The organism is Streptomyces sp. NPDC048481 (genome assembly GCF_043200075.1).
GTDB lineage: Bacteria > Actinomycetota > Actinomycetes > Streptomycetales > Streptomycetaceae > Streptomyces.
The window spans coordinates 467,384-480,506 of the sequence record NZ_JBICXC010000002.1 but is presented as its reverse complement, the minus strand read 5'-3'; the positions used below and the strand labels follow the sequence as shown (position 1 = coordinate 480,506).

The 13,123-nt window shown below is 72.1% G+C and carries 11 protein-coding genes; all 11 read left to right on the top strand.

The window, feature by feature from the left end; translation table 11 throughout:
• Positions 1-933: an ATP-binding cassette domain-containing protein gene (locus tag ACGFSH_RS08430; RefSeq protein ID WP_393346232.1), complete on the top strand. Its 933-nt coding sequence runs from the start codon at positions 1-3 to the stop codon at positions 931-933.
• Complete coding sequence (locus tag ACGFSH_RS08425) at positions 930-1,757, top strand: ABC transporter permease (RefSeq protein ID WP_393346230.1); 828 nt, start codon at positions 930-932, stop codon at positions 1,755-1,757. The genes ACGFSH_RS08430 and ACGFSH_RS08425 overlap by 4 nt, the downstream gene beginning before the upstream one ends.
• Before the next feature lie 251 nt (positions 1,758-2,008).
• Entirely contained in the window at positions 2,009-4,891 is a 2,883-nt protein-coding gene (locus tag ACGFSH_RS08420; RefSeq protein WP_393346229.1) for an amino acid adenylation domain-containing protein, read from the top strand.
• A 2-nt stretch (positions 4,892-4,893) separates the two neighbouring features.
• Positions 4,894-5,871 carry a TauD/TfdA family dioxygenase gene (locus tag ACGFSH_RS08415; protein WP_393346227.1) on the top strand — a complete coding sequence of 326 codons (978 nt, stop codon included), beginning with the start codon at positions 4,894-4,896 and terminating at the stop codon, positions 5,869-5,871.
• Positions 5,872-5,886: 15 nt separating this feature from the next.
• On the top strand, positions 5,887-6,918 hold the full coding sequence (gene sbnB / locus ACGFSH_RS08410; RefSeq protein WP_393346224.1) for a 2,3-diaminopropionate biosynthesis protein SbnB: 1,032 nt from the start codon (positions 5,887-5,889) through the stop codon (positions 6,916-6,918).
• Positions 6,919-6,946: 28 nt separating this feature from the next.
• Positions 6,947-7,957, top strand: coding sequence for a 2,3-diaminopropionate biosynthesis protein SbnA (gene sbnA, locus ACGFSH_RS08405; RefSeq protein ID WP_393346222.1), 1,011 nt, complete (start codon positions 6,947-6,949; stop codon positions 7,955-7,957).
• Complete coding sequence (locus ACGFSH_RS08400) at positions 7,957-8,940, top strand: TauD/TfdA family dioxygenase (RefSeq protein ID WP_393346220.1); 984 nt, start codon at positions 7,957-7,959, stop codon at positions 8,938-8,940. The genes sbnA and ACGFSH_RS08400 overlap by 1 nt, the downstream gene beginning before the upstream one ends.
• 52 nt (positions 8,941-8,992) lie before the next feature.
• Complete coding sequence (locus ACGFSH_RS08395) at positions 8,993-9,634, top strand: response regulator (protein WP_393346951.1); 642 nt, start codon at positions 8,993-8,995, stop codon at positions 9,632-9,634.
• A gap of 122 nt (positions 9,635-9,756) precedes the next feature.
• The gene (locus tag ACGFSH_RS08390) at positions 9,757-10,524 is read left to right on the top strand and encodes an ABC transporter ATP-binding protein (protein WP_393346218.1); all 768 of its coding nucleotides are present in this window, start codon (positions 9,757-9,759) and stop codon (positions 10,522-10,524) included.
• Positions 10,518-11,855 carry an FtsX-like permease family protein gene (locus ACGFSH_RS08385; protein WP_393346216.1) on the top strand — a complete coding sequence of 446 codons (1,338 nt, stop codon included), beginning with the start codon at positions 10,518-10,520 and terminating at the stop codon, positions 11,853-11,855. Before ACGFSH_RS08390 ends, ACGFSH_RS08385 begins: the two co-directional genes overlap by 7 nt.
• Before the next feature lie 62 nt (positions 11,856-11,917).
• The gene (locus ACGFSH_RS08380) at positions 11,918-13,069 is read left to right on the top strand and encodes a sensor histidine kinase (protein WP_393346214.1); all 1,152 of its coding nucleotides are present in this window, start codon (positions 11,918-11,920) and stop codon (positions 13,067-13,069) included.
• The last annotated feature ends 54 nt before the right edge of the window (positions 13,070-13,123 follow it).

Sequence of the window (13,123 nt, the reverse complement as noted above, 5' to 3'; positions counted from 1 at the left end):
ATGACCCTTGCCATCGAGGTCGAGGGCCTGGTGAAGTGCTTCGGCGCCCACCGGGCCCTCGACGGACTCGACCTCGCGGTGCCGGCCGGCCAGATCCTGGGCCTCCTCGGCCCGAACGGGGCGGGGAAGACCACGACGGTGCGCGTCCTGGCCACCCTGCTGCGGCCCGACGCCGGGCAGGCCCGGATCTTCGGGCACGACGTGGCGAAGGAGCCCCATCAGGTCCGCCGCTGCATCGCCCTGACCGGGCAGTTCGCCTCCGTCGACGGCAACATCTCCGGCCGGGAGAACCTGTATCTCATCGGCCGCCTCCTGGGCATGTCCGCCCGGCGGGCCCGCTCGGAGGCGAACGGGATGCTGGAGCGCTTCCGGCTCGCCGAAGCCGCCGGCAAGCCCGCGCGCCAGTACTCCGGAGGAATGCGCCGGCGTCTCGACCTCGCCGCGTCGCTCATGGGCGAGCCGAGGCTCATCTGCCTCGACGAGCCGACCACCGGTCTGGACCCGCACAGCCGCAACGAGCTGTGGGCCATGGTGAGGGAACGGGCCCGGGCCGGCGCGACCCTTCTGCTCACCACCCAGTACATGGAGGAGGCCGAGGCGCTCGCCGACTCGGTGGTCGTCGTGGACAAGGGACGGGTGATCGCCGCCGACACGGCCGCGGGACTCCGGGCCCGGGTGGGCGGCCGGACCCTGGAGATACGGCCCGCGCACCCCCGGGACCTGGCGGCCCTCGCCGGAAGCCTGGCGCTGGAGGGGCTGGACGGCCGGATCGACCAGGAGGCCTGCCTGGTGCGGCTGCCGCTCGTGGAACCGGACGAACTGACCCGCGCGGTGCGGGCCGTCACCGCCTCGGGGGTGGCGGTGCAGGCCGTGGACACCCAGGTCGCCAGCCTCGACGAGGCCTTCATCGAACTGACCAGGAGCGCCGCGTGACCCCGACCACCGACATCGCGCCGACCGTGGGGACGCCCCCGCTCGCCGGCTCCGCCCGGAACGGGCCGCGGGACGTCGTCAGGCAGTCGCTCGCTCTCGCCAGGCGCAACATGCTCCAGCTGCGGGGCGACCCCGGACAGCTCCTCGACGCCGTGGTCATGCCGATGATCTTCACGCTGATCTTCCTGTACGTCTTCGGCGGCGCCATCTGGGGTGACCGTCCCGGCGACTACCGGCAGTTCCTGCTGCCGGGCATCATGGTGCAGACGCTGATGTTCGCGTCCCGTTCGACCGGCTATCTGCTCGCCGTCGACTTCGACAACGGTGTGATGGACCGGTTCCGGTCCCTGCCCATCGCCCGGTCGGCCGTCCTGACCGGCCGGATCGTGGCGGACATGAGCCGGCTCCTGCTCGGCCAGGTCGTCATGCTCCTGTTCGCGCTCGCCATCGGCTTCCGCGTGGAGACCAACTTCCTGTACGCCGTGGCCGCGGTGCTGCTCACGCTGCTGTACGGCACCGCGCTGGCCTGGGTGTCGGCCTTCATCGGCCTGACGATCCGCAGCCCCAACACCGTGCAGTCGGTGGGGTTCATCTGGATGATCCCGCTCCAGTTCGGCAGTTCGATGCTGGTGCCGACCAGCACCATGCCGGGCTGGCTCCAGGTCTTCACCGAGGCCAACCCCACGACCCTGGTGACGGACGCGTGCCGCAACCTGCTCGCCGGGGGGCCGGTCGCCCGTCCTGTGCTGGGCACCGTGCTGTGGAGCGTCGGCCTCATGTGCTTCGCGGTTCCCCTGGCGATATCCCGCTATCGGCGTCGCTGAAAAGTGATCGATAACAGTCGGGAAACCCCTCCCCCTACCTTCTTCTCATTCACACTCCGCGAGTGGAGGAGCCTCTCATGAGGTCCGGTCATACCGCCGTCCCGCGGTGGCAGGCGACAATCGGTGCGGCGCCGGGCACGGCGACCGTCGCAATTCCGCTGGAATACGAACCGACGCCCACCCAACTGTCAGCGGCGCACGCGAAAGTCGTCGCGATTCTCAGTGGTGAGGACGAGGTGGCGTTCGGCCCCGTGCCCCGTCTCGTGCCCGTGGCCGGCGCCACCTGGGCCGGCCTCGTGGCCCGCGTCCGCGACGCGGCCGCCGCACCCGGCCACGGCTTCGAGACCGTGGCCGGCGGAACGCCCGGCGCACTGCCCGACGGCGTGGTGTTCGGGGTGTCGGTCGCCGACGGCGCCCTGGTGCTGACGTACCGCACCGAGGACTTCGACGCCGACCACGCGGCCAGGGTCGCCGGCTACCACCACACGGCTCTTCGCCGCATCGCCGCCGAACCGCACGCCCCGCACGAGGGCCGCAGCCTGCTCTCCGCCGAGGAGCGGCGCCATCAGCTCGTCGGCATGGCCGGTCCGGCGCGGGAGCTCCCGGACCGCCGCTTCCACGAGCTGTTCGAGGACCGCGTACGCCTGCACCCCGGGAAGACCGCCGCGATCATGGGCGAGCGCCGGATCACGTACGCCGAGCTGAACGCCCACGCCAACCGGATCGCCCGGACCCTCCTCGCCCGCGGCCTGGCCGCCGAGGACTGCGTCGCCGTGGTGACCGAGCGCAACCTGGACTGGATGGCCTGCGTCCTCGCCGTGTTCAAGGCCGGCGGCGTGTACGTGCCGATCGAGCCGCACTTCCCGGCGGACCGTGTCGGCGCCACCCTCGACCGCGCCGGATGCACCCTCGTCCTCACGGAACCCGGGAGCACCGCCACCCTCGACGAGGCGCTGCGCGACCGCCCGTCCGTCACCGTGCTGCGCGTCGACGAGAGCGACGGGGCCGACCCGACGGACCTCGGGACGGACATCGGCCCCGGCCGGCTGGCCTACATCTACTTCACCTCCGGTTCGACCGGCAGCCCCAAGGGGGTGATGTGCGAGCACGAGGGAATGCTCAACCACCTCTACGCGAAGACCGACGACCTCGGGGTGGGGGAGGACGACGTCCTCGCACAGGTCGCTCCGCAGTGCTTCGACATATCGCTCTGGCAGCTCGTCGCGGCCCTGCTGGTCGGCGGCACGACCCTCATCGTGCCGCAGGAGGCGATCCTCGACGTGGAGAGGTTCGTGGAGGTCGTCCGCGGCGCCGACGTGGCCCAGCTGGTCCCCTCCTACCTCGAGGTGGTCCTGTCGCACCTGGAGGAGCACGGCGGCGGCCTCGGCCGGCTCCGCTGCCTCTCGGCCACCGGCGAGGCGCTCAAGAAGGAGCTGGTCGACCGCTGGTTCGCGGCCTTCCCCGGCACCGCCCTCGTCAACGCCTACGGGCTCACCGAGACCTCGGACGACACCAACCACGAGGTGATGACCGAGCCGCCGCACGGTGACCGGGTCCCCCTCGGGCCCGCCATCGCCAACGTGCGGGTCTACGTCGTCGACCCCGGCCTCGAACCGGTGCCGCTCGGATCGCCCGGCGAGATCGTGTTCGCCGGGATCTGCGTCGGCCGCGGATACATCAACGACCCGGAGCGCACGGCCGCCGCGTACGGCACCGATCCGCACCGGCCCGGCGAACGGCTCTACCGCTCCGGCGACTTCGGCCGCTGGCGTCCCGACGGCAAGCTGGAGTTCCTGGGCCGCCGCGACGCGCAGGTGAAGCTGCGCGGCTTCCGCATCGAACTCGGCGAGATCGAGAACCGGCTGCTCGGCGTGGCCGGGATCCGCGACACGGCCGTGGTCGTCGTCGGCGAGAGCCTGGCGGCGTTCTACGCCGCGGCCGCCGAGGTGCCGGCCGGCGAGCTGCGGACGCGACTGGCGGCCGCGCTGCCCGAGTACATGGTGCCGAGCCGCTTCCATCGCCTCGACGCCCTGCCCCTCACGGCCAACAGCAAGATCGACAAGAAGCGGCTGGCGCAGCTCGCGGCGGCGGACGAGGACGGACCGGAGCCGCCCGCCACCCCCACGGAGCAGCGGATCGCCGCCGCCTGGGCGGCCGTGCTCGGCCTGGCGCCCGAACGGGTCGGTCGCACCAGCCACTTCTTCGACTCGGGCGGCACTTCCCTGTCGGCCGTGCGCCTCGTCGTGAAGCTCGACCGGGCCGTGTCGCTGAAGGACCTCACCCGCTTCCCGCGGCTGAGCGAGCTGGCCGCGTTCATCGACGGAACCGGCGAGCCCGAGGGGACGGACGCCGGCACGGGCCTCCTCAACCCCCTCCTCCTGCCTCCCTCCCCGACCGGCACCCTCGTCTGTTTCCCCTACGCGGGCGGCAACGCCGTCAACTTCCGCCCCCTGGCGAGCGAGTTGGCGGACAGCGGGCTGGCCGTCCACGGAGTGGAGCTGCCGGGACACGACCTCACGGCCGAGACCGAGCCGTTCGTCTCCCTGGAACTGGTCGCCAAGACGGTGGCGAGCGAGATCGGCCGGTGCGCCGCCGGCCCGGTCCTGCTGTGGGGACACTCGTCCGGGGCGGCCCTGGCCGTGGCGACCGCGCGCCTTCTGGAGCAGACGGGGCACGACCTGCGGGCCGTCCTGATCGGCGGCCAGCTCGTCGGCTCCCCCGACGTCCGGCGCGGGCGCAGCGCCGAGATCGCGGCCCTCACGCCCCTGGAGGTCGCGGCGCGGCTCGGCGGCGACGGCGGCTACGCCGATCTCGCGGGGACGGACACGGCCCGGGCGGCGCTGGTCGGCGCGGCCTACCGGCACGACGTCCTGGAAGCCGACGCGTTCTTCGCCGACGCCGTGGAGAACCCCCCGGCCGCGCTCATCGAGGCCCCGCTGACCCTCGTCACCGCCGCCGACGATCCGGCCACCCGGGGCCACGAGGCCGACCTGCCCGCCTGGCGCGGCCTCGCCCGGACCGTCCAGGTCCGTGAACTGCCCGAGGGCGGGCACCACTTCTTCCGCACCAGGCCGGCGCAGACCGCCGCCGTCGTGCGGGCTGTCCACGACATGCACCGACGAGAGCGAGTGTGAAAGTGCCGCCGATTGACCCGGATCTCTTCGCCGGACTGGAAGGACGCCAGGACGAGGGCCGTCCGGCCGTCGTCACCGCCGCCGACGCGCCGGACCCGGCCGCCTGGGCCGCCCGGCACCACGAAGCGCTGTACCGCGTCGTCGCCTCACAGGGCGCGGTACTGGTGCGTGGTCTGGGGCTGTCCGACGCCGCGGGCGCCGCCGCGGTCCTCAAGGTCCTGGGAAGCGACCTGATGTCCGAACGCGAGGCGTTCGCGCCCCGCTGGACGTACGAGGACCGGATCTACTCCTCCTCCAAGTGGCCGCCGAACCAGCCGATGTGCATGCACCACGAGCTGAGCTACGCGGTCGAGTTCCCGGCCACCATGGCCTTCGCCTGCCTGAGCGCCCCCGCCACCGGCGGGGCCACCGCCCTGGCCGACGCCGGCCGGGTCCTGGAGCAGCTGCCCGCCGACCTCGTGGAGCGCTTCGAACGGGAGGGGTGGCTGCTCACCCGCAGCTACAACGACGAGATCGGCGTTCCGTGGGAGGAGGCGTTCGGCACCGCCGACCGCTCCGAGGTCGAGAGGTACTGCGCGGCCAACGACATCTCCTTCGAGTGGCACGGCCGGGAACTGCGCACCAGTCAGCGCCGTCCCGCGGTCCTGCGTCACCCCGCCGACGGCCGGCGGCTGTGGTTCAACCAGATCGCCTTCCTCAACCAGTGGACGATGGCGCCCGAGGTGCGTGAGTACCTGGTCGACGTCTACGGCCCGCAAGGCCTGCCGTTCAACACGAGTTTCGGCGACGGCGGCGAGGTCACCGAGGACGTCGTCGCGCTGATCAACAAGGTGTACGACTCCGTCACCGTCGCCGAGCCGTGGCGGCCCGGAGACGTGCTGCTCGTCGACAACCTCCGCATGGCGCACAGCCGGCTGCCCTACGAAGGAGCCCGCGAGGTGCTCGTCGCGATGGCGGATCCCACCACCCGTTCCGTATAGAGGTTCAGGACCCACATGACCCAGCACAGCCCAGATTTCGCAGTGATATCCGGCCGGCAGGTGCAGAGCGCACTGAGCGGTCAGGAGAAGCTGGTCACCGAGATCGTCGAAGCCGCCTACATCGCGCACGGCACCGGGAAGACGGTCAACCCGCCGTCGTACTTCCTCCGGTTTCCCGACCGGCCCACGGCCCGGATCATCGCCCTTCCGGCGTCGCTCGGCGGCGACGACGCCGTGGACGGGCTCAAGTGGATCTCCAGTTTCCCGGAGAACGTCAGCTCCGGGCTGCCCCGCGCCTCCGCGGTCCTGATCCTCAACGACCCGCGCACCGGCTATCCGTACGCCTGCCTGGAGAGCTCGATCATCAGCGCGAGCCGGACGGCCGCGTCGGCCGCGCTGGCCGCCGACCGGCTCACCCGCGGACGGGCCCGCCCCACCCGGGTGGGATTCGTCGGAACCGGTCTCATCGCCCGCTACCTGCACACGTATCTGGCGGGCACGGGATGGAGCTTCGACGAGGTCGGTGTGCACGACCTGTCCGACGACCACGCCGCCGGCTTCGCGGACTACCTGTCCCGCTCGGGCGAGAACGGCCGGGTGAGCGTGCACACGAGCGTGGACGACCTGATCCGCGCCAGCGACCTGGTCGTCTTCGCCACGGTGGCGGGCGCCCCGCACGTCACCGACCCGCGGCTGTTCGCCCATCACCCGCTCGTGCTCCATGTCTCGCTGCGCGACCTGGCCCCGGAGATCATTCTCGACTCGGCGAACTACGTCGACGACGTCGAGCACTGCCTGAAGGCCGACACGTCGCCACACCTGGCCGAACAGCTCTCCGGCAACAGGGACTTCCTCGACGGAACCCTCTATGACGTCATGACGGGCCGCGCCGAGGTGCCGTCGGATCGCACGGTGGTGTTCTCCCCGTTCGGCCTGGGCGTGCTCGACCTGGCGGTCAGCGCCCACGTCTACGACCAGGTGTCGAGAAGCGGCGGCCTTCACGTGGTCGAGGACTTTTTCCACGAGATGAGCCGGTACGGCGGCTAGGGGCGACTGCCCGGAACGGGAGAGAGCTGTGCCAATTATTTCAGAGCCGCAGCAGTACCACGAGAACGATCTGTTCGTCGACCTCCACCGGACCTTCGGACGCAGGCTCTACCTGAAGTGCGAAGGGTTCAACTTCGCGGGTTCGATCAAACTCAAGGCCGCTCGGGCCATGGTCGACGCGGCGGAGGCCGGCGGGGTGCTGCGACCCGGCTCGGTCCTGGTGGAGTCGTCGTCGGGCAACCTCGGCGTCGCCCTGAGCATCCTCGCCGCCAGCAAGGGCTACGGCTTCGTCTGCGTCACGGACAGCCGCTGCAACCTGGCCACGAAGCAACTCATCGAGGCCATGGGCGGCACGGTGCACGTCGTGACGGAACCCGCGGCCGACGGCGGGTTCCTCGGCGCGAGACTGCGTCTGGTCAAGGAGCTGTGCGAGTCGGACGACCGTCATGTCTGGCTCAACCAGTACGCGAACCCGAACAACGCGCTCGCCCACTACTGGGCGACGGCGCCGGCGATCGCCGAGCGCTTTCCCGATCTGCAGGTGGCCTTCATCGGCGCGGGCACGACCGGCACGCTCATGGGGTGCGCCCGCTACTTCAAGGAGAACCGTCCCGACGTCAAGGTCGTCGCGGTCGACGCGGTCGGATCGGTGACCTTCGGAGGGCCGTCCCTGCCGCGGCAGATCCCGGGCCTCGGCACGGGCGTCCGCCCGCCGCTGCTCGACCGGTCCTACGTGGACGACGTGGTCCACGTCGCGGAGGTGGACACCGTGCGGGCCTGCCGCCGACTGGCCAGGCGGGGCTTCCTCTTCGGCGGATCCACGGGGACGGTGATCAGCGGCGCGCTGCGCTGGCTCGACGAGTACGCGCCGGGCCCGGACGTCACCGCCGTGGCTGTCGCACCGGACATGGGCGACAGGTATCTGGACTCGATCTACCACCGGAGCTGGGTCGAGGAGATCTACGGCAGCGCGGCGCTCGCCGACGAACTGGAAGGGCTCGAGGACGTGCCGATGATGTCCACGACAGGTGTGGCCTGATGACAGAGCTGCTGGAAAACGGCGTCCGCGACGACGCCGTCCTCGTACTCGGCGGCGAGGCCGCCGCCGTGAAGGCCGTCGCGCGGGAACTGCTCCACGTCGCGAACGGCCGTGTCGACTCACCCGAGTTCGTGGCCGCCGCCCGGGACGCCTGGGACGGCCTCCCCGCCCCGCTCCGCCGGGAGGTCCGCCGGTTCCGCCGGCACTCGGGCCCCCGCGGACGCCTGCTGATCCGGGGGCTCCCGGTGGGCGACGAGGCGCGGCCCACCCCGTCGGCCGCCGACTCGGTCCAGCGGGAGGCCTCCGTCTCCGCCGCGATCCTCCTCATGGTGGCCTGCGGACTCGGCGACCCCGCCGCCTACCTCCAGGAGAAGTCCGGCGCCCTGGTGCAGGACGTCGTGCCCGTCCCGGGCCGGGAGGAGTTCCAGGGCAACGCGGGCTCGGTCCTGCTGTCCTTCCACACCGAGAACGCCTTCCACGAACACCGTCCGGACCACGTCATGCTGATGTGTCTGCGCACCGACCACGAGGGCGTCGCGGGCACCCGCACCGCCTGCGTCCGCGAGGTCCTGGACCTGCTCAGCCCGGCGGCCAGGAAGACGCTCAGTCTCCCCGGGTTCACCACCGAGGCTCCGCCGTCCTTCGGAGCCGGCCGTCAGGGCGCGCTCCACCACCCGGTGCTGGGCGGCGCGTGGACCGATCCGGACCTGCGCGTCGACTTCGCCGCCACCCGGGCGGCCACCGAGGAAGGGGCCGCCGCCCTGGCCGAACTGGGCTCGCTCTTCGAGCGGGTGTCGACGACGTCGCAACTGCTCCCCGGCGACCTGGTCATCGTCGACAACCACGTCACCGCCCACGGCCGCACCGCGTTCACCCCCCGCTACGACGGCCGCGACCGCTGGCTCCAGCGCACCTTCGCGCTGACCGCTCTGCGGCGCTCACGGGGACAGCGCCCGGACGACGGCTACGTGCTGGTTGAATGAAACGGAGGTCGACGCAACGGGTCGACCGGCAACGAGGGAGCACGCTGTGCGAGTGGTCATCGCCGAGGACTCGGTCATTCTCCGTGAGGGCATGGTGGAACTGCTGACCGCCCGGGGCTGTGACGTGCTCGCCACCGCGGACGACGCGGACGGACTGCTCGCCGCGGTGGCCGAACACGTCCCGGACGTCGCCGTGGTCGACATCCGCATGCCCCCCACCCATACGGACGAAGGAATCCGCGCCGCCGTCCAGATCCGTGCGGACCACCCCGAGGTGGGCGTACTCGTGTTCTCGCAGCACGCCGAGCCGTCCTGGGCGGCCCGGCTGCTCGCCGGCGAGGCGGCGGGCATCGGGTATCTGCTCAAGGAGCGCGTCTCGGCCACCTCCGACTTCATCGAGGCGCTGCGCAGGGTCGCGGCCGGCGGCGTGGCCCTCGACCCGGAGATCGTCAGCCGTATGTTCAACACCGGCAGCCGTCCCCTCGACCGGCTGACGGAGCGCGAACGAGTGGCCCTGGACCTGATGGCCCAGGGCCACTCGAACCGTTCCATCGCCGAACTGCTCGTCATCTCCGAGCGCGCGGTCGAGAAGCACGCGGCCTCCATCTTCGCGAAGTTCGACCTTCCGCCGGCCGCCGCGGACAACCGTCGCGTCAAGGCCGTCGTGGCGTACCTTCAGGAGTCCAGGACCTGAGCGCGGGCCGGGAGCGCGGTGGGGGAGCGCGGTGGGGACGTCGAGGGAGGGCGGATATCCGAACCCCCGGGACGGGAGGTAGCACGATGGTCCTGAGCAGCCGTGTTGCCGAGAATGAAGGCATGTCACTGAGCAGTGGGACCATGGCCCGACCTTCCGTGGAAAGCGGTCTGGGAATCCGCGCGGAGAACCTGCACCGCTCGTACGGCCGCGGCCGTGCCGCGGTGCACGCTCTGCGCGGCGTGGACATCGGCTTCGCCCCCGGCACCTTCACCGCGGTGATGGGACCGTCCGGATCGGGCAAGTCGACCCTGCTTCAGTGCGTGGGGGGCATGGACCGCCAGACCTCCGGAACCGTGCACTGGGGCTCGACCGACATCACCTCGCTGCCCGAGCGCCGCCTGGCCCAACTGCGGCGCGCGGAGGCGGGTTTCATCTTCCAGTCGTACAACCTGATGCCGGCCATGACGGTGGAGCAGAACGTCGCCCTGACCGTTCGGCTCGCGGGCGGCAAGGTCGACTGGGCGGCGGTCGCCGACTGCCTCGAGCGGGTGGGTCTCGCCGACCGGCGCAAGGAACGGCCCGGCCACCTCTCCGGCGGCCAGCAGCAACGGGTCGCCGTGGCCCGCGCGTTGTTCACCCGGCCGCGGGTCCTGTTCGCCGACGAGCCCACCGGGGCGCTCGACCGCGCGACCGGACGCGAGGTGCTGTGGCTCCTGCGCGAGGGGGTCGAGAACGACGGCCGCACGTGCGTCATGGTCACGCACGACCCGGTCGCGGCGAGCTTCGCGGACCGGGTGGTCATCCTCGCCGACGGCGTCCTCGTCGACGAGCTGGTGCGCCCGTCCGCCGCGCAGATCTCCGAGAAGCTGAGTGAACTCGCATGCTGAGGCTCGCACTGGGGCTGCTCCGGGCCAAGCCCTCCCTGCTCGCGGGACCCGCCGCCGTGCTCCTGATGGCCGTCTCCGTGATCACCATGTTCGGCTCCCTCATCGCCACCGCGATCGACGGCCACGCGGGCTCGCGACTGGGCGTGATCGGCGGGGCGTTCGGCGAGATCGCCATGCTGATGACGCTGTTCACGGTCACCAACACGCTCTCGTTCGCCGTGCGCGGTCAGGCCCGGGACATGGCCCTGCTCAGGACCAGCGGGGCGACGCCCGCCCAGATCAAGCGTCTGATCAGGTGCCAGATCCTCTGGCTGACCCTCTTCGTCTCGCCGCCGGCCTGGCTGCTCGGCGCATGGGGCGCCGGACGGTTCCTGGAGGAGCTGGCCGCCCGGGACATCGTCCCCGCGGACGCGACCGTGGTGTGGTCCCCCTGGCCGCTGCTGATCGGGACGGCGGTGACCCTGCTGGTCGGGGTCGGCGCCGCGAAGATCGCCGCCCGCCGCGTCGTCCGCGGCCGGCCGTCCACCGTGCTCGTGCAGACGGCCGAGCAGACCGGCGCGGGCTGGCTCCGCGGCATCGCCGGGCTCCTCGTCATCGCGGGCTCCGTGCCCCTCGTGGTGTTCACCTCCCGGCAGCCGGCCGAGAAGTCCGCCCAGCTGGCCCTGCTCGGATCGCTGCTCTTCCTGGTCGCCGTCGGGCTGCTCGGACCCCTGCTGGCCCGTGTGTCCATCGTGCTGCTCGGGGTGCCGTTCAGGCTGGTGGGCCGCAGGCACGGGGGAGACGCCGGCGGCGCCCTGGCCGCCGACAACCTGCGCGGGCACGCCCACCGGCTCTCCTCCGCCGTGGTGCCGATCGCCCTGCTGGTCGGACTCTCCAGCACCTTCGCCTCGGTCAGCGGCACCCTCCAGGAGGTCGCACCGTCCAGCGCCTCCGCCGAGAGCGACATCTGGCTGCGCGGGGTGGAACTCGCCATGCTGGCCGGCTTCGGAGCCGTGGCCACGGTGAACACCCTCGCCTCACTGACCACGGCGCGACGGCGCGAGTACGCGCTGCTCGCCCTGACCGGCGCGACCCGGCGGCAGTTGATGCGCATGCTGGGCACGGAGGCCACCTTGACCGCGCTGGCCGGCGTGGTGCTCGGCATCCTGGCCGCCGCGCCCATGAGCATGGCGTTCGCCTGGGCGGCGACGGGCGAGCTGCTTCCCACGATCGCCTTCGACACCTACGCCCCCCTGGTGCTGGGACCCGTGGCACTGACCGTGCTGACGATCCTGTCCACCGGCATGCGGGCCACCTCGGAGCCGGCGGTCACCGCCGTGGCCGTGCAGTGAGCGCGCCCCGCCTGGCGGACCAGGACCGCGCGGGACGGCGGACGCCGCGTCCGGGAGCGATCGTGTTCGCCCTCACCGGGGTGCCGCTCTCCCTCCTCGGCATGGCCTACGTCCTCGCGGTCCTCTACGTCGGCGGGCTGCTCTCACTGACCGTGGTCGGGCTGCCGGTGCTCGCGCTCGGCCTGGCGGGAGCCCGCCGTCTCGGCCGGGGTCACGTCCGGCTGATGAGGACCCTGCTCGGCGAAGGCATCGATCCCCCCGCGCCGCCGGCGGCGGAGCCCGGCGCGCTGCCCTGGATCAGGAGCCATCTGTCCGACGTGGCCGCCTGGCGCAGCGTCCTGTACCTCACCCTGCGGCTCCCGCTCGACCTGGTCGCCTTCGTGCTGACGGTCGCGCTGCCCGCCTTCGGTGTGTGGTCGATCGTCTGGACCGTCATCGGCAGCCCGGCGCTCTGGCTGGCGGTCACGGCGGTCGTGGGCGGACTGGCCGCCCTGGCCGTCGCCCCGGTGGCGGCTCGCACGATGATGCGGGCGCACCGGCTGCTGGGCAGGAAGCTGCTCGGTCCCAGCGCCTCGCAGCTGCGGGTCAAAACCCTGGAACGGGCGCGCACCCTCGCCTTCGCCGAGGGCGCTCGCGACCTGCGGCAGGTCGAGCGGGACCTGCACGACGGCACGCAGGCCCAGCTGGTCGCGATCGCCATGACGCTGTCGCTGGCGACCGACGCGCTGGGCGACGAGCCGTCCCCCGGACGCACCGGGGCCCTCGTCGCACGGGCCCGCGCCCAGACCGACACCGCCATCGCGGAACTGAGGCGGCTCATCGACGGGATGAGCCCCGCAGCGCTCGACCGCGGACTCGCCGACGCGCTGCCGCAGTTGACGGGGCAGGCCAAAGTGCCCGTGGCCCTGTCGGTGGAGATGTCCCGGAGACCGGATCCGGTGATCGAGCGGGTGGCGTACTTCTGCGTCGCCGAACTGCTCACCAACGTCTCCAAGCACAGCGGAGCGACGAAGGCGTCGGTCGACGCGCGCGTCATCGGCAAGGCCCTGCGGATCCAGGTCCGCGACGACGGCCGCGGCGGAGCCGGGATCGGCGCGGGCAGCGGTCTGTCGGGGCTGAGAGAACGGCTGACCGCGGTCGACGGCACGCTCGCTCTCGACAGCCCGCCCGGCGGCCCGACCACCGTCGTGCTGGAGATGCCGGTCCGGATCTGACGGTCCGCGCACGACGGGCCGCCCCGTCCGGTCGCGGCCCGCTCCGCCCCACCT